The sequence below is a fragment of the Rhodococcus sp. WWJCD1 genome (genome assembly GCF_002258735.1).
GTDB lineage: Bacteria > Actinomycetota > Actinomycetes > Mycobacteriales > Mycobacteriaceae > Rhodococcoides.
In genome coordinates, this window is sequence record NZ_NOXY01000026.1 from 78253 (window position 1) to 105123 (window position 26871).

The 26871-nt window shown below is 63.4% G+C and carries 21 protein-coding genes and 1 tRNA gene; 8 read left to right on the forward strand and 14 right to left on the reverse strand.

Annotated features, from left to right (window positions below):
- Positions 1–15: 15 nt before the first annotated feature.
- Together CH286_RS18480 and CH286_RS18485 are read right to left on the reverse strand one after the other, a co-directional pair.
- Positions 16–1494 (reverse strand): sugar transferase, encoded by a 1479-nt coding sequence (locus CH286_RS18480; RefSeq protein ID WP_032402352.1) that lies wholly within the window; start codon positions 1492–1494, stop codon positions 16–18.
- Positions 1495–1649: 155 nt separating this feature from the next.
- Entirely contained in the window at positions 1650–2357 is a 708-nt protein-coding gene (locus CH286_RS18485; protein WP_032402353.1) for a GAF domain-containing protein, read from the reverse strand.
- Between the two features lie 147 nt (positions 2358–2504).
- Here CH286_RS18485 and CH286_RS18490 point away from each other — a divergent pair, with 147 nt between their 5' ends.
- Both CH286_RS18490 and CH286_RS18495 read left to right on the forward strand, forming a co-directional pair.
- Positions 2505–3617, forward strand: a complete 1113-nt coding sequence (locus CH286_RS18490; protein ID WP_094610053.1) for an endo-1,4-beta-xylanase — start codon at positions 2505–2507, stop codon at positions 3615–3617.
- A 36-nt stretch (positions 3618–3653) separates the two neighbouring features.
- Complete coding sequence (locus CH286_RS18495) at positions 3654–4577, forward strand: alpha/beta hydrolase (protein WP_094610054.1); 924 nt, start codon at positions 3654–3656, stop codon at positions 4575–4577.
- Here the strand turns inward: CH286_RS18495 and CH286_RS18500 are convergent.
- The gene (locus tag CH286_RS18500) at positions 4571–8737 is read right to left on the reverse strand and encodes a bifunctional nitrate reductase/sulfite reductase flavoprotein subunit alpha (protein WP_094610115.1); all 4167 of its coding nucleotides are present in this window, start codon (positions 8735–8737) and stop codon (positions 4571–4573) included. The genes CH286_RS18495 and CH286_RS18500 overlap by 7 nt on opposite strands.
- Positions 8738–8998: 261 nt before the next feature.
- Here CH286_RS18500 and CH286_RS18505 point away from each other — a divergent pair, with 261 nt between their 5' ends.
- Positions 8999–10192 carry a L,D-transpeptidase gene (locus CH286_RS18505; protein WP_094610116.1) on the forward strand — a complete coding sequence of 398 codons (1194 nt, stop codon included), beginning with the start codon at positions 8999–9001 and terminating at the stop codon, positions 10190–10192.
- Positions 10193–10211: 19 nt separating this feature from the next.
- On the opposite strand, the gene CH286_RS18510 is transcribed toward CH286_RS18505, so the two are convergent.
- The 3 genes from CH286_RS18510 to orn form a co-directional block, all read right to left on the reverse strand.
- Positions 10212–10973, reverse strand: a complete 762-nt coding sequence (locus CH286_RS18510) for a M23 family metallopeptidase (protein ID WP_037177223.1) — start codon at positions 10971–10973, stop codon at positions 10212–10214.
- A 315-nt stretch (positions 10974–11288) separates the two neighbouring features.
- Positions 11289–11364: transfer RNA gene (locus CH286_RS18515), tRNA-His, on the reverse strand.
- Between the two features lie 78 nt (positions 11365–11442).
- The gene (gene orn, locus CH286_RS18520; protein ID WP_094610117.1) at positions 11443–12054 is read right to left on the reverse strand and encodes an oligoribonuclease; all 612 of its coding nucleotides are present in this window, start codon (positions 12052–12054) and stop codon (positions 11443–11445) included.
- 94 nt (positions 12055–12148) lie between these two features.
- Between orn and CH286_RS18525 the strand changes: the two genes are divergently transcribed.
- Positions 12149–13873 carry a helicase HerA-like domain-containing protein gene (locus tag CH286_RS18525; RefSeq protein WP_037151309.1) on the forward strand — a complete coding sequence of 575 codons (1725 nt, stop codon included), beginning with the start codon at positions 12149–12151 and terminating at the stop codon, positions 13871–13873.
- Here the strand turns inward: CH286_RS18525 and cmrA are convergent.
- The 3 genes from cmrA to CH286_RS18540 are packed head-to-tail and all read right to left on the reverse strand — an operon-like array spanning position 13870 to position 17266.
- Positions 13870–14673: a mycolate reductase gene (gene cmrA / locus CH286_RS18530; RefSeq protein WP_032379250.1), complete on the reverse strand. Its 804-nt coding sequence runs from the start codon at positions 14671–14673 to the stop codon at positions 13870–13872. The two genes, CH286_RS18525 and cmrA, sit on opposite strands and share 4 nt — an antisense overlap.
- A 23-nt stretch (positions 14674–14696) precedes the next feature.
- A complete protein-coding gene (locus tag CH286_RS18535) occupies positions 14697–16742 on the reverse strand; it encodes an FAD-dependent oxidoreductase (protein ID WP_094610055.1) in 2046 nt (681 codons plus the stop codon).
- Positions 16739–17266, reverse strand: coding sequence for a PadR family transcriptional regulator (locus CH286_RS18540; protein ID WP_032379248.1), 528 nt, complete (start codon positions 17264–17266; stop codon positions 16739–16741). The genes CH286_RS18535 and CH286_RS18540 overlap by 4 nt, the downstream gene beginning before the upstream one ends.
- 83 nt (positions 17267–17349) lie before the next feature.
- Here CH286_RS18540 and CH286_RS18545 point away from each other — a divergent pair, with 83 nt between their 5' ends.
- Positions 17350–18672 carry an MFS transporter gene (locus CH286_RS18545; RefSeq protein WP_094610118.1) on the forward strand — a complete coding sequence of 441 codons (1323 nt, stop codon included), beginning with the start codon at positions 17350–17352 and terminating at the stop codon, positions 18670–18672.
- Here the strand turns inward: CH286_RS18545 and CH286_RS18550 are convergent.
- Both CH286_RS18550 and CH286_RS18555 read right to left on the reverse strand, forming a co-directional pair.
- Positions 18669–19487 (reverse strand): alpha/beta fold hydrolase, encoded by an 819-nt coding sequence (locus tag CH286_RS18550; protein WP_032402526.1) that lies wholly within the window; start codon positions 19485–19487, stop codon positions 18669–18671. The two genes, CH286_RS18545 and CH286_RS18550, sit on opposite strands and share 4 nt — an antisense overlap.
- A 35-nt stretch (positions 19488–19522) precedes the next feature.
- Positions 19523–20173: a TetR family transcriptional regulator gene (locus CH286_RS18555; protein WP_230592413.1), complete on the reverse strand. Its 651-nt coding sequence runs from the start codon at positions 20171–20173 to the stop codon at positions 19523–19525.
- Positions 20174–20344: 171 nt separating this feature from the next.
- Between CH286_RS18555 and CH286_RS18560 the strand changes: the two genes are divergently transcribed.
- From CH286_RS18560 to CH286_RS18570, 3 genes are all read left to right on the forward strand, one after another.
- Entirely contained in the window at positions 20345–21457 is a 1113-nt protein-coding gene (locus CH286_RS18560; RefSeq protein ID WP_094610056.1) for a ferredoxin reductase, read from the forward strand.
- Positions 21458–21518: 61 nt separating this feature from the next.
- A complete protein-coding gene (locus CH286_RS18565) occupies positions 21519–22703 on the forward strand; it encodes a fatty acid desaturase family protein (protein WP_032402361.1) in 1185 nt (394 codons plus the stop codon).
- A 23-nt stretch (positions 22704–22726) separates the two neighbouring features.
- Positions 22727–22963, forward strand: a complete 237-nt coding sequence (locus CH286_RS18570) for a hypothetical protein (RefSeq protein WP_032379604.1) — start codon at positions 22727–22729, stop codon at positions 22961–22963.
- Positions 22964–23018: 55 nt separating this feature from the next.
- Here the strand turns inward: CH286_RS18570 and CH286_RS18575 are convergent, their stop codons facing one another.
- The 3 genes from CH286_RS18575 to CH286_RS18585 all read right to left on the reverse strand — a co-directional run bounded on the left by CH286_RS18575 (position 23019) and on the right by CH286_RS18585 (position 26822).
- Positions 23019–24128, reverse strand: coding sequence for a methyltransferase (locus CH286_RS18575; protein ID WP_094610120.1), 1110 nt, complete (start codon positions 24126–24128; stop codon positions 23019–23021).
- A gap of 13 nt (positions 24129–24141) precedes the next feature.
- On the reverse strand, positions 24142–25284 hold the full coding sequence (locus CH286_RS18580) for a N(5)-(carboxyethyl)ornithine synthase (protein WP_094610057.1): 1143 nt from the start codon (positions 25282–25284) through the stop codon (positions 24142–24144).
- 74 nt (positions 25285–25358) lie between these two features.
- On the reverse strand, positions 25359–26822 hold the full coding sequence (locus CH286_RS18585; protein WP_032402363.1) for an MFS transporter: 1464 nt from the start codon (positions 26820–26822) through the stop codon (positions 25359–25361).
- Between the last annotated feature and the right edge of the window lie 49 nt (positions 26823–26871).

Here is a 26871-nt window from a genome sequence, read left to right on the forward strand (position 1 = left end):
CGGCGTAGACCACGATCAGTCCTCGGCGCGTTTCAGAACGGCCAGCACTGTGAGGAACAGGATCTTGATATCGAGCCAGACGGACCAGTTCTCGATGTAGTAGTTGTCCCACTCCGCGCGGTCGGCAATGGAGGTCTGGCCGCGAAGGCCGTGAACCTGAGCCCATCCCGTCACACCGGCCTTGACGCGGTGGCGTTCGCCGTATCGACGGATCTGCATTTCGAACAGGTCGACGTACTCGGGTCGTTCCGGCCGAGGGCCGACCAGACTCATGTCACCGCGAATGACATTGATCAGCTGGGGAAGTTCGTCCAACGAGGTCTGTCGCATGATCTTTCCGATACGGGTGCGCCGATCGACTCCCTCGACGCCACCGGGCGCGTCCCCGGCCTTTCGCTCGAACGCGGCGTCCGATGCGCGCGGGGGCCGCATGGAGCGAAACTTCAGGCAATCGAAGGGCAATCCGTCCCGCCCGATCCGCTCCTGCGCGAAGAAGATCGGGCCGGGGGAGCTCAGGCGCACGAGCAGCATCAGCGTCAGGAAGACGGGGGAGAGCAGCAGGAGACCGAATGCCGTCAGGACTCGATCGAGAACACCTTTGAGGGCGAACTGCCACCCCTTGGGGTTCACGTGCGGCAGCACCATCAACGGCAGGCCGCCGATGTGCTCGACGCGAGTGTTGACGCCGACGGCGTCGTACAACCTGGGCACCACCCACACCCGCATACCGAGCCGATGCGCAGTTCTGATCGCTCCGACCAGGACTCGGTCTTCTGTCGGAGCGAATGCAACGATCAGTTCTTCCGCACCGGTCCTACGCGCAACTGCCTCGAAATCGCCCGGCAGCCCGAGGTGTGGCAGATCGGGTAGCTCGCTTTGCGGCGAGACGTCGGCGATCGGGGCATCGCCGACGTAACCGACCGGAGCAAGACCGTACTCGGGAAATTGTCTTGTGCGAGAAACGAGTTGATGTGCGATCGGATCGTTGCCGAGCACGATGGCCGGTGCCGCGGATCCGAACTTGGTGCGAAGCAAGCGCTGGACGACGACGCGGATCAGACGTGCGATCGCAATCGTGAGCGCGCTCAGCAACCACAGTCGCAACACGACCGCGCTGGGCCGGTAGTCGGTGTCGGCCAGGAACATCACGACCGTCAAAGCGAGCGACGCGAAAGCAACAGCCGTTTCGGCCGGCCCTATCTCGTCGAGGAAGTTGCGACGTAGGCTGCGCCGGTACATCGACTTGCCGGCCATGATTCCGATGAGTAGTGGCAGGAACAGCCATGGGAGCCAGCCGGTGTCGGTGAGACTGCCCGAATGCCACAGTAGCGCTCCGATCAAAGCAACGGCACCGGCGAGCACATCCACCGCGACGGTGATCGCGGTGTTGAGCGGATCGACCCGTAGTCGGTCCACCAGTGTGCGGCGAACCGCAGCGGTGTCGGGCTCGACAGACCGCGGGCGAGTGTGCGGTGATTCGAGTGTTTCGGGCACAGCGTCTTCCCGGTGGCTAGTTTCGGATGGGTAAGTCTTTGATATCCCATTGAATGTATACCGCTGAGAAAGAGGTCACCCGGTCGACTTCATGAAAAAAACCCGAGGTCGGTTGTAGGCCGAGAAAAGCTATTAGCAGTTGAGGAAAGTGGCCTTTATTCGAAAACTCGCTCGCGAATAATCCAGGCCAAGTCCTGCAGTATCTGAACGTGGCCGGTGGTCCACTGCCGCGGCTGCCGATCCCACACGCAGAGGGTGCCCACGGAATGGCCGCCGTCGTCGACGAGCGGAACTCCGAGGTAGGAAACGAACAGATTGCTCTGGACCGACGGATGATCCTTGAGTGCGTCGTTGAGTCTCGCGTCCTCTACCACCAGCGGCTGGCCCAGATCGATCGCATAACGGCAGATGGACGCTTCGAGAGGAACCTCCTGCGCGCCACCGAGTTCCGACGGAAGTCCGAGTGCACTCTTGAAGTACTGACGTCTGTCGTCGAGAAGCGAGAATGCGGCCGACGGAGCGTCCAATGCATCGGCGACCATCGCGACGATCCGGTCGTAGCCGGCGTCGGATCCGGTGTCCATCAACCCTGTCCGAGTCACTGCTGCCAGCCTCTCGGGGTCGTCGATCGGGGTACCGAATGCCCGCGTCACCTCGACCGGGTCGACGCCCTTCTCGGAGGCGGCCTGCAAGGCCCGCAGTAACGCACCCACGTCGGAGTCCTGGTCGTCGGACAGTTCGCGAACGAGCCGGTCCACCACTGCGCGCCGAATGAATTCTTCGGTGGAAAGACCGGATTTCTCCGCTTGCCGGGCGAGTAGCTCGTTCAGACGCTCGTCGAAACCGGGAAAGCCTGTAGTCATTGGGCAAATGGTAGTACAGGCAAAGTTGTCGTACCGATGACTGCCGCAAGAAGATTTTTTTCGATTCTGAAACACGCCGCCTTTGCGACAATGCGTATGACAATCCATTCGTGAATGACTGCGCCCCGTTGTTGCTAGCATCTGTCGATGAGAAGGAATTCGACGCGACGAGCGAGTGCCGCACTGGTGATCGTGCTGTTGGCGTTCGCTGCCGGGTCGGTACCCGCTGCTGCATCTGTTGTGCGGTCGCAGCAGGCCGGAAGTCCATTGTGTGCTCGGCAGTCCGATGCAGTTCGGATCGGGGTATCGCCGGGCGCGTCGATAGGCACACTGTCTCCGGCGGATCTGGATCGGGAACTCACTCTTGCTCGAGACGCCGGGGCTTTCGCCGTTCGTGTCGACATCGATTGGTCCGCAATCGAATCGACTCGGGGCCGCTTCGATTGGAGTCGCACGGACCGAGTTATCGACGCCGTTGTGGCCCATGGGATGTGCCCGCACGGCATAATCGCCTACACCCCGAGATGGGCACGAGTGGCGGCTGCCATCAACGATTCGCACTCCCGACCTGCCAATGCCGCCACCTTTGCTGCGTTCGCCAAGACCGTGGCGCAACGGTACTCGAGCCGAATCGGCATCTGGGAGGTGTGGAACGAGCCGAACATCGTGACGTTCTTCAAGCCGGCCCCCGATGTGACGGCATACTCGGCGCTACTGCGCGCCAGCTATACCGCAATCAAGCAAGTGCAACCCGCATCCACGGTGCTGGCGGGTGGGATGGCACCCTCCGAGGACACCAACGGAAACATCTCCGGTACGTCGTTCCTGTCGCAGATGTACGCGCAGGGGTCGAACAAGTACTTCGACGCCTTCAACGTCCACCCGTACACATGGCCGTATCTACCCAACGACCCCAGCACCGCGTCGTGGAACACCGCCATGAAGATGTGGTCCATGCGAGACACCATGATTGCCGGTGGTGACAGTGCCAAGCAGATCTGGATCACCGAGTTCGGTGCTCCTACCGGAACATCTCCCAACAGCGTCAGTGAGCAGGTGCAATCGGACAGCATCGGGATCGTGCTCGATGCTGTCCTCGGTAACGATTGGCTCGGGCCTGCCTACGTCTACAGCCTCCGCGACGCCGGTTCCAACACCGCCGACACCGAACAGAACTTCGGATTGGTGCACAGAGACTGGACGCCCAAGATCGCCTACGGACGCGTCGACGCATATGCCGCGGAGCAATCCGGTCGATGATCGACCGATTCTCCTGGTGTGGGCTACTGTCTGCCCATGACGTCGCAGCCGGGGGGCTCGTTTCCTGATCGTGTAGAGGTCTCGTTCGATTCGCAGGGGGATTCCTGCGCGGCGTGGCTCTACCTTCCGAACGACCCGCGCCCAGCTCCGGTGATCGTCATGGCGCACGGTCTCGGCGGTACCCGGGAGATGCGACTCGACGCCTACGCCGAGCGCTTCCGTGCCGCCGGGTACGCCTGCCTGGTGTTCGACTATCGCTACTTCGGGGCCAGCGGCGGCGAGCCGCGCCAGTTGCTCGATATCGAGTCCCAGTTGCAGGACTGGGCTTCGGCCATCGCCCATGCGCGTTCGCGTACCGATGTGGACAACGGTCGAATCGTGTTGTGGGGCTCGTCGTTCGGCGGGGGCCACGTCATCGTCGCTGCCGCCCGAGACCAACAGGTCGTGGCCGTCGTGGCGCAGTGCCCGTTCACCGACGGCATTGCGTCGGGGCTGGCGTCGAACACGTGGACCTCGGTGAAGCTGTCCGGCCGGGCCTTGGCAGACCTCGCGGGATCGGTGATAGGGCGCCCGCCGCTGATGGTGGCGACGGCTGGGCGACCCGGGACGACCGCGCTGATGACCTCACCCGACAGTTACGACGGCTATCTGGCCCTCGCTCCTGACACCGACGAATCGTTCCACAATCGGGTAGCGGCCAGAGTCGCGCTGCAGATCGTGCGGCACCGGCCCGGACGTCGAGCCGAGGATGTTCGATGCCCCATTCTGTTCGTCGTCTGTGAGACGGACTCGGTCGCGCCCGCAAAAGCAACCCTGCGGTACGCACGGAAGGCTCCGGTCGGCGAGATCAGGACCTACGACGCCGGTCACTTCGAGATCTATCTGGGAGAGGCGTTCGAGAGGGTGGTGGCAGATCAGCTCGAGTTCCTGACGCGCACCGTGCCACTGCACCGTCAGTAGACGTCGCGCACGTAGCGCTTCTCGGCAGCAAGAGCTTTGACGTAGGCCTCGGCACTGCTGGGAGCAAGCTTTCCGTGCTGGGCCACCACGCCCTTCAGCGCAGCATCGACGTCCTTGGCCATTCGCGTTGCGTCGCCGCAGACGTAGAAGTGGGCGCCACGAGCAATCCAGTTCCACAACTCGGCCCCGTGCTCACGCATCCGATCTTGAACGTAGACCTTGTCTTTCTGATCGCGCGAGAAGGCAACGTCCAGGCGGCTGAGCGACCCGTCCCGCATCATCTCCGTCAGTTCGTCGCGGTAGTAGAAATCGGTATCCGCATGTTGCTCACCGAAGAACAGCCAATTTCGGCCGGTGTGCCCCAGAGCCCGACGCTCGTGCAGAAAGGCTCTGAACGGGGCGACGCCCGTGCCGGGGCCGACCATGATCATCGGGGTGGCGGGGTCGTCCGGTGGCTTGAAATGCGAGGACTTCTGCACGAAGATCCCCACCTCGTCGTTCGCCGCGTGGTCGGCCAGATACGTCGAGCACACGCCGCGTCGCGGAACTCCGTGCACGTTGTACCGTACCGCCGAAACAGTCACCTGTACCTCGTTGGGATTCTCCTTCGGACTCGAGGAAATCGAATACAGGCGCGGCTGCAGCGGTTTGAGAACTCCCAGCCAGTCTTCTACCGACGCCCTGACCGGATGGGCAGCGAGGACATCGATCGACTGGCGACCCCACATCCAGTCGAGCAACGCATGTTTGTTGTCGGGATGCAGCATTGCTTCGAGATCGTCCACCGCGGTCCGGCGGTGAATGAATTTCAGTAGATCCGGTGTTGCACGGGCGATCTCGAGGTGGCTGCGCAGTGCCGTGCGCAATGTCATGGCACCGGTGCCGCTGAGATCGACATTCGTGTCGCCGTCCAGTCCGGTTGCCAGCAACCACTCGTCGACGAAAGCATCGCTGTTGCGCGGCCAGACTCCGAGCGCATCGCCCACTTCGTAGTCGAGTGTTCCGTCGGGTAGGTGAAAGCCGAGTTGACGCACGTCCTTCATCGATCCGCGCGAATTCAGTACTCGGTTGCGTACGACAGTCGTCACGAGCGGAGACTTCTTGCTGAAGCGCGCCGGGGTGGCCTCGTGTGTCGTCTGTTCGATGGGTCGTGTCTTCTCCACCGTCGTCGGCGCGCCGAGGCCACCTGTGTTCGAGGGGGTGGCGGTGTCATCGTTACGAAGGCAGACCACCACCGCGTCGAGCCACGATGCGGCCTCGTCTTCGTAATCGGGTTCGCAGTCCACTCGGTCGAGGAGCCGGGTAGCACCCAATTCGGAGAGACGCTCGTCGATCCTGCGGCCGTGGCCGCAGAAGTCGGCATAGCTCGAGTCGCCGAAAGCGAGTACTGCGTAACGGATTCCATTCAGACCGCGCACCGACTCGTCGACCAGGCTGTCCCAGAACGTCGCTCCGTTGTCCGGAGCTTCGCCGTCACCGGTGGTACTGCTGACGATCAGCACATCTGCCTCGGCGGGCAGTCGATCGACGGTGAAGGAGTCCATCGAGTGCTCCGCGACGGTCAGCCCTGCTCCCTTCAGATGTGACAGGCAGGTCTGCGAGTATTCCTCGGCAGTCCCGGTCTGCGAGGCCCACAGCAGAAGAAGCGGCCGCCCCGACGAGTCGGGGGAGAGGTTCGGGGCCGTGGTCGGCGCGCCGTCGAAGTCGATTCTGCGCGAAAACAATCCGGCGAGAACTCCGTCGAGCCAGGCGTGAGTCTCGGGGGACAGGGGTGTCTGCGCCGGCAGGGTGGGAGTTCCCGCGGCCGCACGGCCTGCCGCGCTACCCAGACCCTCCAGCAACCCGGCGATGTAGCTCTGCTCGACCGCGGTGAACGGTGCCGACGGGCGGGCGGGTCGGCCGACCATCTCGGCGAGTGCGTCGATCGGATCCTCGGTACCGTTCTCGACCACAGGCGACGGTGGCTCCACTGCAGCAACTTTGGTGAGTGTGACTGCGCACGCCTTGAACTCGGGTTGCTGGCTGTACGGATCGACCGCATCGTTGGTGACCGCATTGATCGCCAGATTTTCGCCGAACTCGTCGTTCCAGTGAAACGGAGCGAAACAGTTGCCCGGGAGAACTCGATCGGTGACGACTGCCGGGAGTACCGCTCGGCCCCGTCGAGATACGATTTCCACACTGTCGCCCTCGGTGAGACCGAGACGGTCGGCATCGATGGCATGTACCTCGACGAACGGGCCGGGATCGAGCTTGTTCAGCTTGGCGACCTTGCCGGTTTTGGTCATGGTGTGCCACTGATGAGGCAGGCGACCGGTATTGAGAACGAACGGGTAGTCGTCGTCGGGCATCTCGGCCGGTGCCATGCTCGGCCTGGCGAAGAACTGTGCTCGTCCGGTGGGGGTGGGGAAGGACAGTGCGGGAATCGATCCGTCCTCGCAGATGCGTTGTCTCTGGCTGACCCCGTCGTTGAGGTAGCGGATCGGGTTTCTTGTGGTCGTTGCATCGGGCGGGCACGGCCACTGGAGTGGATTCTCGCGCAGGCGCTCGTAGGTGACACCGCGGATGTCGTAGCCGGTGTCAGGGTTCGAGAATCGCTTGATCTCCTCGAACACCTCCTCTGCGCTCGAATAGGTGAATGCCTCCGAATATCCCAGCGCGCAGGCCATGTCGGCGATGATCTTCCAGTCCGGCAGAGCCCCGCCCGGTGCCTCGACTGCCGGTTGGAAGAGCGTCAGGTTGCGCTCGGAATTGACCATCACGCCCTCGGCTTCCGTCCACAGGGCCGCGGGAAGCATGACATCGGCGTAGCTGTTGGTCTCGGTATCGGCGAATGCATCCTGGGTGATCACCAAATCGGCGCGTTCCAGGCCGTCGATCACTGTCGTTCGGTTGGCCACGGAGGCAACCGGATTGGTGCAGATGATCCAGCAGGCCTTGATGTCCCCTGCAGCGAGCTTGGAGAACATCTCGATGGTTCCGCCGCCGACGTCGGTGCGGAGCGTCCCCTCGGGGATGCTCCATCGATTCTCGACGAATTCACGGTCGGCATCGCTGATCACCGATCGCTGTCCCGGGAGTCCTGGGCCCATGTAGCCCATTTCTCGTCCGCCCATGGCGTTCGGCTGCCCGGTCAAGGAGAAGGGTCCGCTTCCGGTCTTGCAGATGGCACCGGTCGCCAGATGAAGGTTGCACAGTGCGTTGGTGTTCCAGGTTCCGTGCGTCGACTGGTTGAGGCCCATGGTCCAGCAGCTCATCCAGTTGTTCGCATCACCGATCATCACGGCCGCGGCGCGCAGGTCCTGCTCGTCGAGACCTGTTGCAGCACAGACTTTGTCCAGGGTGTAGTCGGCGAGGAATTCCGGCATCGCGTCCCACCCATCGGTGAATTTCGTGATGAACTCGGGGTCGGTGTTGCCGTCCTCGACGATGAGCGCCAGCAACCCGTTGAGTAGGGCCAGGTCCGAGCCCGGCTTCAGTTTCAGATGCAGGTGGGCCTTGTCTGCGGTGGCGGTACGTCGAGGGTCGACGACGATCAGCTTCGCGCCGGCCTTGACTCGGTCCATCATCCGCAGAAACAGAATGGGGTGGCAGTCGGCCATGTTGGAGCCGATGACGAAGAAGACATCGGCGTGGTCGAAGTCCTCGTAGGATCCGGGCGGGCCGTCGGCACCGAGCGACTGTTTGTATCCGGTTCCCGCGCTTGCCATGCACAGGCGCGAGTTGGATTCGATCTGGTTGGTGCCGATGAACCCCTTTGCCAATTTGTTCGACAGATACTGAGCTTCGATCGACATCTGCCCTGATACGTACAGTGCCACTGCATCGGGACCGTGCTCGTCGATGATGGTGCGGAGCCGCCCAGCGGCGTCGTTGATCGCCACCGCGGTGTCCGTGCTTTCCGCGCGCTCGCCGCGGCGATGCCGAATCTGCGCTTTCTCGAGTCGACCGGGCCCGGCCAGCATGTCTGCAGTGGTAGTTCCCTTGGTGCACAGGCGGCCGAAGTTGGCCGGGTGAGACTTGTCGCCGACGGACTTGGTGACGACGGACCTGGTGACGACGGGGCGTGCGTCCGCCGACGTCGACAGGCCGCCGACCTGGAGCACCATGCCGCATCCCACACCGCAGTACGCGCAGAGTGTCTTCACCGTGGTGACCATGGATTCCACAGTGCCCGGCCCAAGGTGCGCGGCCATTACACGTCAGTTAGCCCGATATGACGTTGTCCTCACCGTGCTGTGCGGGGCTCGGTGATCTGGTGTCGTGAAGCGCATCGCATGGGGTGAGGAGGTAACACGAACTTTGCGCCTCGCGATTGGTACTCGAACGTTATTCATCGAACGGGCTGTCGAGTGGAATGTGAAGATTCTCCGCTGGCACAATCGTGCGAGTCGGGCTCGAAGTGGGAAGTGGTGTGGTTGATGAGGGTGAATCGCGGATTCGTACTCGCCGCGGTGGGAGTCGTCGCTTCGGTGGCGGTCCTGTCGGGATGCAGCTCTGCGTCGGACATTTCCGAGCCCTCGGTGCCCATCGACTCCAACCCGATGACCGAGCTGATGAAGCCGAAGTTGACGTCGAGTGTCCTCGACGGAGCAGTCGGATTCTCGCCCGCCGACCCGGTGACCGTCTCGGTGGCCGACGGCAAATTGTCCTCGGTGACGATGCTCAATCCGGCTGGAGAGCCGGTGTCGGGGGCAATCGCGCCCGACGGTTTGTCGTGGACCAACACCGAGCCGCTCGGCTACGACCGCGAGTATCGCGTGCAGGCCGACGCATACGGACTCGGGGGAGCGTCGAGCACGATCACCAGCTTCACCACCAGCCAGCCCGGTAACTTCACCAAGCCGTACGTTCTGCCGAATCCCGGTGACGTCGTGGGTATCGGGCAGCCCGTCGCGGTCCAGTTCGACGAAGCCATCACCGACAAGCTTGCTGCACAGAACGCGATCACGGTGACCACGACGCCTGCCGTCGAAGGCGCGTTCTACTGGGTCAACAACAAAGAGGTTCGCTGGCGACCACAGAATTACTGGGCACCGGGCACCAAGGTCGACGTGGCGGTGAACGTGTACGGGCGCGACCTCGGTGACGACATCTACGGTCAGGAGAACGCGACGACGTCGTTCACGATCGGTGATGCCGTCATCGCCACAGCCGACGACAACACCAAGCAGGTGACGTTCAACGTCAACGGCCAGGACGTCATCACCATGCCGACGTCGATGGGCAAGGACAGCACCCCGACCGACAACGGCGTCTACATCATCGGTGACCGTTTCGAGCACCTCGTGATGGATTCTTCGACGTACGGCGTGCCGGTGAACTCGTCCACCGGATACCGAACGCCCGTCGATTGGGCGACGCGAATGTCCTACAGCGGCATCTTCTTCCACTCCGCACCGTGGTCGGTGGGGCAACAGGGGTACTCGAACGCCTCGCACGGTTGTCTGAATCTGAGCCCGACCAATGCCAAGTGGGTCTACGACAACACCAAGCGCGGCGACATCGTCGTCGTGAAGAACACCGTCGGTGGAACGCTGTCGGGTACCGACGGCCTCGGTGATTGGAACATCCCGTGGGACGAGTGGAAAGCGGGCAACGCCACCACGGTCTGATCGGTTTCGATCGGGTGGGTCAGCTTCGATCGCGGGTTTGATACAGCGAAGGATCTATGCCGAGTGTCTTCAGGTACGCCACCGGTTCGATGCTCGAGCCGTTGTTGCGTACCTCGAAGTGCAGATGCGGTCCTGTCGAATTGCCGGTGCTGCCGACTGCGCCGAGTACGTCTCCCGGTGCCACCTCGTCGCCGACCGACACCGCGAGGCTGGACTGATGGCCGTAGTAGGTCTCGGTATTGCCGCTCTTGACCCGAACGAGCTTGCCGTAGCCGTCGCCCGCGTCTCCGGCCTGAACGACGGTTCCGCCGGTCACCGCATGGATGGGGGTCCCGCTGTCGGCGGCCAGGTCCACGCCCTGGTGGTACTGCGCGCCGTTGCCGGTCGGGTTGTTGCGTCCGCCGTAGCCGGAGGTGATGCGGTATTTGCCTGCATCGATCGGCAGCACGGCACCGCCGAGACCGACGGTCGGCGGTGCGGTCGGTAGTTCGATCTCGGGAACATCGACAGTGCTCGGAGCGTCCGGCGAATCCGGTACCGACAGCACGTCGCCGTCGAGAACGATCGCCGCGACCTGGTTGATGAGAACACCGGTGGCGTCGAGCACCGCGGCGAGAATCGCGGCCCGCTGTTGGGCATCGGGCTGGGGGATCGGGATCTGAGGTAGTTCGATCGTGGGTTGAGCGGTGGCCACCGCTGGGCTGAGCAAGCCGGTTGTGCCGATGCACAGTGCTGCCGACAAGATCGAACCCGCTATGACTCTGTGCATTCTGCGACCCACGAAAAGCCTCCTCGTCTGCGTCCTCCGCGCACCGTCGGATGGGTGCGTGCAGGACGTAAGAACATGTTCGGTGACGCTTCGGGGCACGCTGAACTCACGTAGCAAAAAACACATGAATCACATTGGTACTTTTCTTCCCCAAAAGTGCCATTAGTAACCGTACGTCACATCAACCCCACAGGAAACCTGAAAGTTGAATTACAACAACGTAATTCGAGGTAAGGGTGGGTGCGTCGGCACCTCCGGCCGGTCTGAGACGTGTGAAATGAACGCACGAAAAAGGCCGGTCTCACGAGGAGACCGGCCTTCTTCGTATGGGGTGAGCGACGGGACTCGAACCCGCGACATCCAGGATCACAACCTGGTGCTCTACCAGCTGAACTACGCCCACCATTGCACGCGTCCGCAGAACCTTTTCGGGCTCTGCATCAGCAGCGTCGACAATACTAGCGGGTTGAATCCGCGGTTGCTAATCCGCCCCCGGTTGCGTGTCGAGATCCTGAACAACGGCCGCGATGTCGCTGGTAGACGGCCCCGGCGGAGCCACGAAGGCCGTCCGGCGGTAGTACTGCAGTTCTTTGATCGACTCCTTGATGTCCGCCAGGGCACGGTGCGCAAGGCCCTTGGCCGGCTGTCCGTAGTAGATCCGCGGGTACCACCGTCGGGAAAGTTCCTTGATCGAGCTGACGTCGATCATTCGGTAGTGGAGGTAGGTGTCGAGCGCGGTCATGTCGCGAGAGATGAATCCACGATCGGTCCCGATGGAGTTTCCCGCGAGCGGAACCGTGCCGGCCACCGGGACGTGCTCCTTGATGTACGCCAGTACGCGCTGCTCGGCTTCCTCCAGCGTCACCGTCGATGCGCGCACTTCGTCGGTCAAGCCCGACTTGGCGTGCATGTCGATCACGACGGCAGGCATGTTCGCCAACGCGTCGTCATCGGCGTGGATGACGATGTCGACACCCTCTCCGAGGATGTTCAGCTCACTGTCGGTCACCAGCGCCGCAATTTCGATCAGCTTGTCCTTGCTCAGGTCCAAGCCGGTCATTTCACAGTCGATCCACACGAGTTTGTCCTGCACGCGCTCCACACTAGTGCGAGCTGTGATGCCACTAGGGTTTGCGGTGGCGATCGAACCAGTTCAGCACCAGCACACGTTCACGGAGGACGCGGACATGACAGTCGACCCGACCCAGCCGGCACCCACACTCAGCCCTGCCGAGAGGGCGAAGGCGGCCAAGGCGGCGGCCGTCGAAGCCGCACGGGTGGCTGCCGAAGCTCTGGCTGCAGCGGACGCCGCCGAGGCCGAGGCGCTTGCCGCGGAACAAGGGTCGACACCGACAGCGAACGGCAAGGCTGCCGAGATTGCCGCCGGCTACGCATCATCAGGTGCCGCACTGGAACTGGGAACCGTGGTTCTCGACGGCGTCACCGACCCCGCTGCTCGCATCCGAATTCCGTTGGCCACGTTGAACAGGCACGGTCTCGTTGCCGGGGCCACCGGAACCGGTAAGACGAAGACGCTGCAGGGGATTGCCGAACAGCTCTCTGCGGCAGGGGTTCCCGTCGTCATGGCCGATGTCAAAGGCGATCTGTCGGGACTGTCCGCGCCGGGCGAGGACAACGAGAAGATTCGGAGCCGCGCTGCGGACACCGGGCTCACGGACTGGGCTCCGGCCGGACACCCGGTGGAGTTTCTTTCTCTCGGCACCGAGGGAATCGGAGTGCCGGTCCGTGCCACCATCACGGCGTTCGGTCCGATCTTGCTGAGTAAAGTGTTGGGGCTGAACAATACTCAGGAATCCACCCTCGGTCTGATCTTCCACTGGGCCGACTCCCAGGGGCTCGCCCTGCTCGACCTCAAGGACCTGCGGTCGGTGATCATGCACCTGACCAGTGACGAGGGGAAAGCAGATCTCAAGGGCATCGGCGGGGTCTCCTCGGCCACCGCAGGAGTGATTCTGCGCGCGCTGGTCAACCTGGAGGCAGACGGAGGAGACACCTTCTTCGGTGAGCCGGAGCTCGAGACCGAGGACCTGCTTCGCGTCGGACCGGACGGCAGAGGGGTCATCACTCTGTTCGAGCTCGGGGCGCAGGCGTCGCGGCCGGTGATGTTCTCCACGTTCTTGATGTGGGTGCTTGCCGACCTGTTCCAGACGCTTCCCGAAGTCGGTGACATCGACAAGCCCAAGCTGGTCTTCATCTTCGACGAGGCACACCTGCTGTTCGCCGATGCGTCCAAGGCGTTTCTGCAGCAGGTGGAACAGACCGTCAAGCTCATTCGCTCGAAGGGCGTCGGCGTCTTCTTCTGCACGCAGTTGCCAACCGACGTTCCCAACGACGTGCTCTCACAACTGGGCGCACGTATTCAGCACGCTCTGCGCGCCTTCACGCCCGATGATCAGAAGGCGTTGAACAAGACGGTGCGCACGTACCCCAAGACCGACGCGTACGACCTCGAAAAGGCGCTGACGTCGTTGGGGACCGGCGAAGCAATCGTGACGGTGCTCTCGGAGAAAGGCGCGCCGACACCGGTGGCGTGGACGAAGATTCGTCCGCCCCGCTCACTGATGGACACCATCGGCAACGACGCCATCGCCGCGGCCGCATCGTCGAGCACCCTGTCCGCGAAGTACCGTGAAACGATCGATCGCGAGTCGGCCTACGAGCGGATGAACGCGCGCGTGGCGAACGTGCCCGCTCCGGCCGAGAAGTTCGACATCCCGCCGCTGCCTGCCGATCTGCCCGACCTTCCCCCGAGCGAGCCTGACGGCCCGTCGGCTGCCGAGCGCATCATGGGCAACCCGGCGGTCAAGAGCTTCCTGCGATCGGCTGCTTCGGCTGCCGGGCGGGAAATCTCGCGCAGTATCTTCGGAACCGGACGCCGGCGCCGGCGCTAGCTGCCGAGCTTCTTGTAGAAGCTGCCGATGATCGGTGCGGAGATGCTGCGTGGGCTGTACTGCCCGGCGACCGACATACCCTTGCTCAGCAGGCCCGGGACGACGCGCATCTTGTTCTTCGCGAGGCCGTCGAGGGACAGCTTCGCGGTGTAGGCGCTGTCGATCCACAGGAAGTCGGGAACCATCTTGTCCACGATCGAGGCGTCGGCCGGGTCGGGTGTCTCGGTGCGGACCGGGCCCGGAGCGAGAAGCGTGACGTTGACGCCGGTACCCGCGAGCTCGCCGCGCAGCGACTCCGAGAAGGTGTTGACGAAGGCCTTGGTCGCGGCGTAGGTCGCGTTGTTGGGGATGGCCATGTTGCCCGCCGCAGATCCGGTGATGAGGATTCCGCCTGCTCCGCGACCGATCATGCCGGGCATGACCGCGAGCGTGAGGTCGTGTACGGCAACGGCATTGAGCTCCACCTGATCGCGCTCGTACGCCGGGTCCAGACCGGCCACCGGTCCGAACGTCGCGATGCCCGCGTTGTTGCACAGGATGGAGATCTCGCGCTCGGACAGCTCGGTGACCAGTGCCTGCCGCTGCTCACGATTCGACAGATCCGACTGACGCACCTCGACGGCAACGCCGTGTTCGGCCGTGAGCTTCGCAGCCAACGCCTCGAGCAGCTCGCCGCGTCGAGCCACCACGATCAGCGAGTGACCACGGGCGGCGAGTTCGGTGGCCAGGGCTTCACCGATACCGGAAGAGGCTCCGGTGACGACGGCGCGGGCATCGGGGTTGGGCTTGGGCAGGCTCACGGTGAGACAGGCTAGCGGACAGATCAGATCGTGGCCGCGAGCCGGGTGCCTTGCTCTATCGCCCGTTTGGCGTCCAGCTCGGCCGCGACGTCCGCACCGCCGATGATGTGCGTGGTGGTACCCGCGGCCTTCAGCTCGTCGACCAGATCGCGAACCGACTCCTGGCCCGCGCAGATAACGATGGTGTCGACCTCGAGCAGACGCGCGCGCTCATGCTTCTCGCCGAACGAGATGTGCAGGCCCGCGTCGTCGATTCTCTCGTAGTTGACGCCTGAAAGCTGATGCACGCCTTTGGCTTTTAGAGCGGCGCGGTGAACCCAACCCGTCGTCTTGGCCAGCCCTGCGCCGATGCGTCCCGGCTTGCGCTGCAGCAGATACACCTCACGCGGTGACTGCGCGGGCACCGGTGTGGTCAACGCTCCTGGCGCGGCCTCGGGCTCGGTGACGCCCCACTCCTGCTTCCATTCCTTCAGGTCCAGCGTGGGGGAGGCGTCGGTGGTGAGGAACTCGGAGATGTCGATGCCGATTCCGCCGGCTCCGATGACCGCAACCCGATCACCGACCGGCTTGCCGTCCCGAACCAGTTCTGCATACGACAACACCGAGGGGTGTTCGATGCCGGGGATGCTCGGAATCCGGGGAGTGACGCCGGTAGCCAGCACCACCTCGTCGAATTCGCCGGCAATCAGCTCCGCGGCTGAGACTCGGCTGCCCAAGTGGACGGCGACGTCGGCGGTGCGGAGCGCGCTGGAGAAATAGCGGATCGTCTCTGCGAATTCCTCCTTGCCGGGAATCAGCCGCGCGATACCGAACTGACCGCCGATCTCGCTTCTGGCCTCGAACAGGCTGACCGCATGGCCGCGTTGCGCGAGATTGAGGGCTGCGGCCAAGCCTGCGGGCCCGGCTCCGACGACCGCGACCTTCTTCGTCTTCTTCGTCGGCAGCAATTGCAGGTCGATCTCGCGGCCCGCACGGGGGTTGACCAGGCACGAGACCTTCTTGTGGACGAAGGCGTGGTCGAGGCAGGCCTGATTGCAGGCAATGCAGGTGTTGATCTGGTCCGCGGAGTCGGTGGCTGCCTTCTGGACCCAGAACGGATCGGCCAGCATCGGCCTGGCCATCGCGATCAGCTGTGCGTCTCCGCGGGCGAGAATGTTCTCGGCGATCTCGGGCATGTTGATGCGGTTGGATGCCGCAACGGGAATGGTGACGTACTTCTCCAGCTTGCCGGTGATGTCCGCAAACGCTGCTCGCGGAACCGAGGTGACGATGGTCGGCACCCGCGATTCGTGCCAGCCGATGTCGGTATTGATGATGTTCGCGCCTGCAGCCTCGACATCCTCCGCCAGGGCAACGATGTCGTTCCAGCTCTGGCCCTGTTCCACCAGGTCGGCCATCGACAGCCGGAACACGATGAGGAAGTCCGGGCCCACTGCAGCCCGCGTCTGTCGCACGATCTCCACGGCCATCCGACGGCGATTCTCCGCCGAACCGCCCCACTCGTCACGCCGCTTGTTGGTGCGCTCGGAGAGGAACTGATTGATGAAGTATCCCTCGCCGCCCATGATCTCGACGCCGTCGTATCCGGCGCTCTGTGCGAGCCGGGCGCAACGCACGAAATTGCGGATCTGCCAGCGGACGCCCCTCGACGTCAACCGCCGCGGCCGAAAAGGGTTGATGGGGGCCTTGATCGAGGAAGCCGACACGCTGAACGGTTGGTACGAGTAGCGACCGGCGTGCAGGATTTGCAGCGCGATCTTGCCACCCTCACGGTGTACCGCCGCGGTGATCCGGCGGTGCCGACGGGCCTCGAGACGGTTGGTCAGCTTGGCTCCGAACGGCAGGAGCCAGCCGGTGCGATTGGGGGCGTAGCCGCCGGTGACGATAAGGGCGACGCCGCCGCGGGCTCGCTCGGCGAAGTAGGCCGCCAGACGGCCGGTGTCTCGTGCGCGGTCTTCGAGGCCGGTGTGAATCGAGCCCATGATCACCCGGTTCTTCAGCGTGGTCGCACCGACGTCCAACGGCGACAACAGAATCGGATAGGGGCCAACGGACTGCTCGGTCTTCACAGCTTCTCCAATACTTCGGTGCACCACTCGGTGAATCCTTCTTCGACGCGAATTCCGCCTCGCAGCACCAGGTATTGGTGCAACGCGGTGCCGGTGAGGGCAGCGGGGGCCGGAAAGTCCTGCTTCTCGATCAGTCGGTAGACGTCGAGGCGGGTGGCATGAACATCGCGATGGCGGGCGACTTCGACCTTCAAAGCGTCGATGTCACCGTTCGCGGCACCGCGAATCTTGACGGCGAGTTCCTCGCGTAGCTGCGAAGGATCGGTCGGCGCCGCGATCCAGCGATCGAGCTCGGCGCGGCCCGCGGCGGCGACCGAGTAGACCTTCTTGTCGGGACGGCCGTCTTGTGCGACGGCCTCACCGGTGATCCACCCGGCCCCGTCCATCCGCGTCAGCGTCCGGTAGATCTGCTGATGTGTTGCGCTCCAGAAGAAGCCGATGGACTTGTCGAACCGTCGGGCGAGCTCGTACCCCGAGCCACTGAGCTCGGTGAGGGAAACCAGAATCGCGTGTTCCAAAGCCACAACCGAGAGTATGTATGCAACGTGGTGACTATGCAACTAGGTGCACCAAAGAATTCGGATTCCGCGGTCTAGTGTTGGCAACCATGGGAACCCAGTCGGAGGCCGCCGTCGTCGGAGTCGCAACCACTCGTAAACAGGTCACTGCCTGGGGATTCTGGGATTGGGGCTCGGCTGCGTTCAACGCCGTGATTCTCACGTTCGTGTTCTCGGTGTATCTCACCGATGCGGTCGGTGACGACCTGCCCGGCTCGATCTCGGCCACCACCTGGTTCAGCTGGTCCATCGCACTGTCGAGCGTCGTCATCGCGCTCCTCGCGCCGGTCTGCGGGCAGTACTTCGACGCGCGCGGCAAACGGAGATGGTTGCTGGGAGTGTTGACCGGACTGACCGTCGTGGCCATGGCCGGTCTGTTCTTCGTGCAGGACAACTATCACTATCTCTGGCTCGGTCTGTTGCTGCTCGGTCTCGGATCCATCATGTTCGAGTTGGCCAGCATCCCGTACAACTCGATGCTGCGGCAGGTCTCCACTCCGGAGAACATAGGTCGCGTATCCGGATTCGGTTGGGCGATGGGCTATTTCGGTGGGATCGTGCTGCTTCTCCTGTGCTACGTGGGCTTCATCGTCGGCGCCGGCGACACTCGGGGCTTGCTGGGGTTGACCACCGACGGTGGCCTGAACATCAGACTCGTCGCCGTACTCGCGGCCGTATGGTTCGCGGTCTCGGCCATCCCGGTGATGTTCGCAGTTCCCGAAGTGCCCAGGGCCGTTGCCGATCCCACGGCTGGACAGGCCGGGTTCGCGGAGTCCTATCGCGTCCTCTTTCGCGATGTGCGCGAGTTGTGGAGTGCAGACCGGCGCGCCGTCTACTACCTGATCGCCAGCGCACTGTTCCGAGACGGACTGGCAGGTGTCTTCACCTTCGGGGCCGTTCTCGCCGTCAGCGTCTACGGCATCGGCGCGGCGGACGTACTGCTGTTCGGCGTCGCCGCCAACGTCATCGCAGGCCTCGGTGCCATCGTCGCCGGCCGGTTCGACGACAGAATCGGACCCAAGAAGGTCATCGTCTTCTCGCTCACGTCCATGATCGCGGCCGGCACCGTTCTGCTGTTCGTGTCGGGACCGACGATGTTCTGGATCTTCGGGCTGATCCTGTGCCTGTTCGTGGGGCCCGCACAATCCTCTGCGCGTACCTTCCTGGCCCGACTGGCACCTCCTGGGCGAGAAGGTCAGTTCTTCGGACTGTTCGCGACAACGGGTCGTGCCGCGTCGTTCCTCGCGCCGTCCCTGTTCGGCCTGTTCGTGTGGATGTTCGACGCCGACCGGGCAGGTATCGCCGGGCTGATCATCGTCCTTGCCGCCGGTCTGCTGGCGTTGCTGAAGGTGCGGGCTCCGGAGCAGGTCTAAGCGGAGTCGATACGGGCCAGGATCTCGGTCGTGAGTTCCCCGGGGGCTTCCTCGGGGATCCAATGGGAGATGCCGTCGAGTTCGACGAATCGGTACGGCGCATCGACGAATTCGCCGCAGCGCTCGGCACCGGCTCGGCCGATGGCGGTGTCGCCGTTGCTCCAGACGTACGTGGTGGGGACGGTCACCGGAGGGAGGTTCGCGAACTCCCTGGTCATCGCGGCGTACCAACTCGATGCGGCCGTCAGTGCCCCGGGGACGGTGAGATGCCGAACGTACTCGTCGTCGAGGCTCTCGGCACCGAACATCGCGCGCAGACGCTGTGCGTCGTTCTCCACCAGAACTCGCTCGGCCTTCTCCGGCTTCCGGAGCAGGCCGAAGTACTGCGACCGCTCCTGCTGATCCGGATCCTCGCGGATGGCCCAGTTGAACGCCGCCGAATGCGGAACCGATGCCGCGGTGAGCGTGCGGACACGATCGGGGTGCTCGGCCGCCAGGTGCCAGGCAACCACCGCACCCCAGTCGTGTCCGACCAGGTGCGCCGACGGTAGATCGAGCGCGTCGAGCAAACCGAGGATGTCACCGGTGAGCTGCTCGATGCGATAGTGCTCGACCCCGATCGGCCGGGCTCCGGGGGAGTATCCCCGCTGATTGGGCGCGATCACGCGACAACCCGCGGCGACGAGTCCGGGGGTCACGCTGGTCCACGACGCGTTGGTTTGCGGAAAGCCGTGCAGCGCAACGACTGGAACTCCATCCGAGGGGCCCGCCATCGCAACTTCGAATACGTACGCGCCGACACTTACCTCGGACATGAACTTCCCTTCGTGGACGTGTTCTTCTCGAACGGTCAAGCCCGCCGTGGTTCCCATCGGCTCATCCCGAGCATGATCATGCGGATCTGCTTCTCGGTTCGCTCGATCAGATCCTTCTCGTTCTGACTACCCGGTCTGTCGATTTCCAACAGGCCGACCACCGCAGTGAGCATGGTCGAGACGAGCAGATCGGCGGTCATCTCCAGATCGGCGACGTCCCACTGCTCGAGACCGGGCATCCGGGAGAGATCGATCGTCAGCTCACTGACGAACAGTCGCAGCTCGGTGGCGAAGGCACGACGAACCTCGGTGACGCCGCCGTACCGCTCGCGACTGAGAAAACGGAACTGATCCTCGTGGCTGCGAACCTGGCGGACCAGGATGCCGAAGGATTCGGTGGCCGTCTTGGCGCTCGGGTTGCGACGGGCATCGCGCAACATCTGCCGCAGCATGCGCATGCTGTCCTCGACGAGAGCGACGCCCAGATCCTCCATCGAGGCGAAGTGGCGGTAGAACGCAGTGGGAACGATGCCGGCCGATCGGGCGACCTCGCGCAGGCTGACACTGGCGAAGGATCGTTCGCGTAGCAGGTCGAGGGTGCCCTCGATGAGGGCTTGGCGCGTGCGCTCCTTGCGCTCGGCGCGGGTCCCCGGTTCTGTCACAACGTCCAGTTTATGGGCGCGCATTCTGTGACCTTCCTTCCGGTTCTACCCGGACCCCCGTCGACGGCCGTTTTTGCTGTGTAACGACGGTCACATAAACGTTGACAGGTACCGGTGTCGCTCTGTCACACTCATGTTAGTGCACAATCGTTCACTGAATGGGTCGTTGGTTTCGATCCGGTTAGGGAGGATGGAATGACGCTTCAAGAACGTCCGTCGCGAACGTCGGGTTCGCGCAAGTTCTCGCTTCTTTCCCTGTTCGAGGCCATGGCCACACCCCACGCGCTCGATCGGTACCTCGAGCTCGTCGATCCTATGACGACGGTTCGCGACCTACGCGGAGAAGTGACCGAGATACACCGGTCCACCGAAGACTCGTTGACGCTCACCATCCGCCCGACACGTCAGTGGAAGGGCTTCAAGGCGGGTCAGTTCGTCCAGGTCGGTGTCGTCATCGACGGTGTTCGGCAGACGCGCTGTTACTCGCCCGCCTGCTCGCAGTACCGCAAGGACGGCCGGATCGAACTGACGATCAAGGCGCATCCCGAAGGCCTGGTGTCGCAGTACCTGCACAAGAACGCGCATGTCGGCCTCGTGGTCAGCCTGTCGCAGGCCGACGGCACGTTCGAGCTTCCCCAACCACGCCCGGCGAAGACGTTGCTGATCAGCGGTGGCAGCGGCATCACGCCGGTGTTGTCGATGCTCAGGTCGCTGCTGGACGAGGGGTACAGCAGCGACCTGACCTTCCTGCACTACGCGTTCACCGAGAACGACGTCGCGTACAAGAAGGACCTGGAGAAGATCGCCGCCGAGCACGAGAACGTGAACATCGTCTTCGCGTACACCGAGCAGAAGACGGGCGGCGACCTGTACGGGTTCTTCGGCCAGGAGCACCTCGATGCCGTGGCACCGTGGTTCGCAGACGCGGACACGTTCCTGTGCGGCCCTCCCGGACTCATGAAGGGCGTGAGGTCTTTCTTCTACGACGCAGGCCTCGGCGAGCGACTGCACCTCGAGGAGTTCACGCCGTCGTTCGCCACCGTCGGCGACGACGTCACCGGAGTCACCACGTTCTCCGGGAGCGATGTGTCCTCGGAGAACGACGGCGAAACGCTGCTCGAGCAGGCAGAGGCCGCTGGTCTCTCGCCGGCCAACGGGTGCCGGATGGGAATCTGCTTCACCTGCACCTCGGTGAAGAAGTCCGGCTGCACCAAGAACATCAAGACCGGCGAGACCGACACCGAATCCGACAAGAAGATTCAGCTCTGCGTGTCCGTCGCCGTCGGCGACGTCGACATCGACATCTAGGTCCACCCAAGACATTTCGACACACAGACCATCTCGACCCGATCGAATTGGAGATCATCAGATGCTCGGAACGATTCTCTCGATCCTGCCCACCGCGGTCCTACCGTTTCGCCGCAACGAGACACTGCCGGACGCGCCTACCGTGCTGACCTACGAACAGGTCGAGGAGCTCGGCCGTGAGCTCGACGACCTGCGTGCCCGAACCGTCGCCAAGCTCGGCGACGAGGACCGCGAATACATCTACAAGATCATCAAAGCGCAGCGCGGCCTGGAGATCACCGGACGCGCGTTGATGTACCTGCCGTTCCTCCCGCCGGCATGGCTCGCCGGTGTCGGTGCCCTCGGCGTTGCGAAGATCCTCGACAACATGGAGATCGGCCACAACGTCATGCACGGCCAGTACGACTGGATGCGCGAGCCCGGTCTGAACTCCGAGGTGTTCGAGTGGGACACCGTCTGCCCCGCAGACCAGTGGAAGCATTCGCACAACTACATGCACCACACCTTCACCAACATCGTCGGTATGGACCGCGACATCGGCTACGGCATCCTGCGGATGGACCAGGAACAGAAATGGAATCCGTACTACCTGGGCAACCCGGTGTATGCGTTCCTGTTGATGACGTTCTTCGAGTGGGGCGTCATGCTCCACGACCTCGAGACCGAGAACATCGTCGCGGGCAAGCGCAAGTGGCACGACGTCAAGCCGCTGCTGCAGGGCATGTGGCGCAAGGCGGGCAAGCAGGCGCTCAAGGACTACGTGATCTTCCCGGCGCTGACCGGACCGTTCTTCGCGTCCACCGTGGTCGGAAACGTTGCTGCGAACCTGATTCGCAACGTGTGGACCTACTCGATCATCTTCTGTGGCCACTTCCCGACCGGAGTCCAGACCTTCAGCCAGGAGGAGACCGCCGACGAGAGCCGCGGCGAGTGGTACGTGCGTCAGATGTTGGGATCGGCCAACATCGAGGGAACCCCGCTGTTCCACATCATGTCGGGCAACCTCTCGCACCAGATCGAGCATCACCTGTTCCCGGACCTGCCCGCGCATCGCTACCCGCAGATCGCGCCCGAGGTCAAGGCGTTGTGCGAGAAGTACGACCTGCCCTACAACACCGGCGGCTTCTTCCATCAGATCGGTTCCGTGTGGGGCAAGATCTTCAAGCTCGCCCTGCCCAATTCGCTCACGGGGTCGGCAGCTCCGGCCAGTGTTATCGTCGAGCGTAAGAAGACCAGCGCAGCGTGACGACTTCGAAGGGGGCGGTCCTGTTGGTGGGAAAGTTCGAGCGCAACAAGGACACCGTGCAGGAGTTCACCGAATCTGCCGCCAATCACGTCGGCCGGATCGTGGTGATCATCACCGGAGCCGTCCGCGATGTCACCCGTGAAATCGGAGACCTGATCACCGATGGCATCGAAATGCGGGAAGCGGCGAAGAAAGCGGAGCGTGACGCCCCGCTGGGCACCGTGATCAACGGAGAGTTCGAGACTCGCGACCGTCGTTGAGGTAGAGCACTATCGACAAAGCCGCCCGAGTAATGCTCGGGCGGCTTCGTCGTATCTAGCGGCGGTGCAGTCTCCACAGTGACGTCGTCTCGCGCGAGCGGGCCTCGTGCAGCACATCGGAGGAGTCGGTGACTCGCGAGTGCGTCGGTGTGGTGTCGCTACGGTCGACAACCACCAGCCCTGCAGCGTCGAAAGCCCCGAGAAGGTCTGCGCGCGTGACCAATCCGAGCAGTTCGGCGAGATCGGACAGAACCAACCATGCTTCGCCGTTCGGTGTCAGGTGCCCACCGAGGCGGCTCAGGAACGACTTGAGCATCCGCGAGCCCGGGTCGTAGACCGCGTGCTCGATGCCCGACGTCGGCTTCGTGGGAATCCAGGGCGGATTGCACACGATCAATCCCGCGCGCCCGGTCGGGAAGATGTCGGTCTGCACCACCTCGACTCGATCGGTGCAACCGAGTGCGTCGATGTTCTCTCGTGCACAGGCGACCGCCCGCGGGTCCTTGTCGGTGGCGACCACCGAGCTCACGCCGCGGCGGGCGAGTACTGCAGCCAGAACGCCCGAGCCGGTACCGATGTCGAACGCGCGGTCCGTGGGAGGCAGTGGTGCGTCGGCGACGAGTTGGATGTACTCGCCGCGAATGGGGGAGAAGACCCCGTAGTGCGGGTGGATCGAGGCGTCGAGAGCCGGGACGAAGACGCCCTTGCGACGCCACTCGTGTGCGCCGACCATGCCGAGGAGTTCGCGCAACGAGAGCACGCACGGCGCGGCATCGGGGCCGATGGCCTCCGACACTGCGGCCTGGACATCCGGTGCCCGGCCGAGATCGAGGCGGGCACTCGAATCGAGTTCCACCAGAAGCATTCCGAGCACTCGAGCGCGGCGCGCCTGGTTTTGGCGATGCAGATGAAACTGCTCGGCGGGCGACGCATCGAGCGACCGTTTGGCGGGCGGAACCCGACGGGTCATCGCGGACAACAGTTGTCGCGCATTGTTGTAGTCACCGCGCCACAGCAGAGCTTCGCCGATCGTGGCCAGCTTGTAGGCCACGTCTGCGGTCGTCGAATCGTCGACGATGCGCACCGCACGAGGCGCGGGAGCGCCGTTCTCCGACTGCCAGCGGGAGGTGCGTTCGCTCCCGTCCTCGACCCAGGTGATGCTCATGTCGCGCTGTCGTTCACGCTGCAGTGTGCGGGTACTCCGCACTGCGATGTTGGAAGGCAAGGATATTGGGGTTGACGATGACGCCGCCCCGGATCTCGATCGATCGCTCGATGGTGGAATCGGCGCTCCACGCCGAGGGGCCGTCGAGCACGATCCGCAAGTACGGCAGCAGCGATTCGCTGATCTCCCAGGTGGCCGAATTCCACAGATAGGACGGACTGTGGTCGACGGCGTAGTACCGCACGTTGTCGCCCACTGTGAACATGGGATCGGCGAACGCCGTGGGCTTGGCCCACTCGAATCCCATACCCTCGTCGCAGGAGACGTCCACCACGAGGGTCCCCGGTGCGAGGGTGGGTAGGTCCTGGTTCGTCAGGAACGTCAATGGTGAATTGGTATCCTGTAGAACACAATTGACGATGACGTCATGGTCGGCCAGGAAGTGTGACAGTGGTACTCGACCGTCCGGAGTGAGTGCTCGACTCTGGCGAGGGTCGGCGTCGTCGAGATCGAAATTGACGATGTTGGCCGAATGGATCGGCGAACTGACCGCAGTGACTCCGCGTTGGGTGAGAACGTCCACATCGTGAATGCCGTGGGCGTTGAGTGCGGTGACCGCACCGCGAGCGGTGGCTCCGAAGCCGATGACCGCAGCACGCAACCGGCGGCCGTAGTCGCCGGTGGACCCGATCAGTTGCAGTGCATGCAGCACGGAGCAGTAGCCGGCCAATTCGTTGTTCTTGTGGAAGACATGCAGATTGAACGAACCCTCGTTGGTCCAGTGGTTCATGGCCTCGAAGGCAATCAGTGTCAGCTTGCGATCGACGGCGATCTGCGTGAGCTTCTCGTCCTGCACACAGTGGGGCCAGCCCCACAGTGTCTGCCCTGGGCGTAAGGATGCAAGATCCTCCGCCTGCGGCTTGGGCAACAGAATCACATCGCACTCGGCGATGAGCTCCTCGCGTGTGCGAATGCCTCCTACTTGGCCGGCCAGGTGCTCGTCCGAAATTCCGAACGGTTCGCCGTAGCCGGATTCGACGAACATCCGGGCGAGGATATCGGCGTCGATTCGATCGAAATGCAGTGGATGAATCGGTAGTCGACGCTCATCGGGCTTGCGCGAACGTGAGAGGACTCCGAGAGTGAGCTGATGCACGTGTGACCCTTCGTTACCTCCAAGTCAACCACAGCGAGCTGGGACGGATTACGTTCGCGCTGGTCAGGGCGTAGTCATCGTTCTCGAGTGAGCTCGGGTACCTCGGTTGCGATGACGGTACGCGCTGGTGCCGCACGCAACGTTGGGATGAAACCGGCCAGGACCAAAGACAGTACGGCGGCACCGGCCGCCACGCCCATTGTGACGTGGAAAGCCGCTTCCGACGGAATCTCCCGGCCGCCGGCACTGACGGTGAGCTGAGCCAGAATGACGCCGGCGACCGCGCTGGCGAACGATGTTCCGAGAGAACGCATCAGCGTGTTGAAGCTGTTGGCTGCCCCGGTTTCCGACGCCGGGACCGCGCCCATGATGAGTGCAGGCATCGCGCCGTACGCCAGGCCGATGCCTGCGCCGATCACCAACGAGATCAGGACCAGGAGCCAGACGGCACCGAGCGTGACAGCACCGACGAGGTAGCCGGCCGCGATCACCGCAGCACCCAGCATCAGTGTCGTCTTCGGTCCGCGCGTAGTGGTGATGCGGGCCGACAGCGGCGCGACGAACATCATGACGATGCCCGAGGGGGCCATGACCAAACCCGCGGCGAGAATCGACTGGCCCAGTCCGTATCCGGTCTCGGTGGGCAGTTGCAGAACCTGAGGGAAGACCAGAGACATTGCGAACAAAGCGAATCCGATGGCGATCGAAGACAGGTTCGTGAACAGGATCTGGCGCCGCATGGTCACTCGGAGGTCGACGAGGGGTAGCGGTGTGCGTAGCTCCCACCAACCCCAGAACAGAAACGCAGCGAGGGAGAGCGCGAGCATCCCCATCGTCGTTCCGCTGGTCCAGCCCCAACTCGAACCCTTCGATATCGCGAGAAGCAACGACACGAGCGCGATCGACAGTGCCGCGGCACCGGGGAAGTCGAAGCTGCCCCCTGCTCGTACCGTCGATTCGGGGACGACAAGAACGACGAGAACGGTAACGACGACGCCGAGAGCGGCCGACGTCCAGAACAGGAAGTGCCAGTCGGCGTACTCCGCGATCAACGCGGCGGCCGGCAGGCCGAGCGCGCCGCCGACTCCGAGCGAGGCGCTCATGAGAGCGACGGAACCGGCGAGTTTCTCTCGGGGTAGGACGTCGCGCATCACGCTTATGCCGAGGGGGATCACACCCGACGCGAGACCCTGGAGTACCCGGCCGACGATGAGGGGCAGGACGGTGTCACTGAGCGCACCGACGACAGAACCGAGCACGAGAAGGGCGAGTCCGACCAGGAGTAGGCGGCGTTTGCCGAACATGTCGCCGAGGCGACCCATCACCGGGACGGCAACCGCGCCGGCCAGAAGCGTTGCCGTCACGACCCACGCGGTGTTCGCTGCAGAGGCGTTCAGCAGTGTCGGCAGCTGCGGAATGATCGGAATGACGAGTGTTTGCATCAATGCGACGACGATGCCGGCAAACGCCAGGACTGCAACAATCCCGTTCGTGCCGAGGGTTTTCGGTGCCGTGTCGTCGGGTGAAATTGCAGACATGCCGCTCCTCTGGTAATTGGTTGGTAAAGTATTTAAACCGGCTGACTTA

Excerpts from the sequence above, each read along its gene's own strand:
- CH286_RS18485 (WP_032402353.1), bottom strand. The coding sequence starts at position 2,357 with ATGACTACAGGCTTTCCCGGTTTCGACGAGCGTCTGAACGAGCTACTC.
- CH286_RS18490 (WP_094610053.1), top strand. The coding sequence starts at position 2,505 with ATGAGAAGGAATTCGACGCGACGAGCGAGTGCCGCACTGGTGATCGTG.
- CH286_RS18495 (WP_094610054.1), top strand. The coding sequence starts at position 3,654 with ATGACGTCGCAGCCGGGGGGCTCGTTTCCTGATCGTGTAGAGGTCTCG.
- CH286_RS18500 (WP_094610115.1), bottom strand. The coding sequence starts at position 8,737 with ATGGTCACCACGGTGAAGACACTCTGCGCGTACTGCGGTGTGGGATGC.
- CH286_RS18505 (WP_094610116.1), top strand. The coding sequence starts at position 8,999 with ATGAGGGTGAATCGCGGATTCGTACTCGCCGCGGTGGGAGTCGTCGCT.
- CH286_RS18525 (WP_037151309.1), top strand. The coding sequence starts at position 12,149 with ATGACAGTCGACCCGACCCAGCCGGCACCCACACTCAGCCCTGCCGAG.
- CH286_RS18545 (WP_094610118.1), top strand. The coding sequence starts at position 17,350 with ATGGGAACCCAGTCGGAGGCCGCCGTCGTCGGAGTCGCAACCACTCGT.
- CH286_RS18550 (WP_032402526.1), bottom strand. The coding sequence starts at position 19,487 with ATGTCCGAGGTAAGTGTCGGCGCGTACGTATTCGAAGTTGCGATGGCG.
- CH286_RS18555 (WP_230592413.1), bottom strand. The coding sequence starts at position 20,173 with ATGCGCGCCCATAAACTGGACGTTGTGACAGAACCGGGGACCCGCGCC.
- CH286_RS18560 (WP_094610056.1), top strand. The coding sequence starts at position 20,345 with ATGACGCTTCAAGAACGTCCGTCGCGAACGTCGGGTTCGCGCAAGTTC.
- CH286_RS18565 (WP_032402361.1), top strand. The coding sequence starts at position 21,519 with ATGCTCGGAACGATTCTCTCGATCCTGCCCACCGCGGTCCTACCGTTT.
- CH286_RS18575 (WP_094610120.1), bottom strand. The coding sequence starts at position 24,128 with ATGAGCATCACCTGGGTCGAGGACGGGAGCGAACGCACCTCCCGCTGG.
- CH286_RS18585 (WP_032402363.1), bottom strand. The coding sequence starts at position 26,822 with ATGTCTGCAATTTCACCCGACGACACGGCACCGAAAACCCTCGGCACG.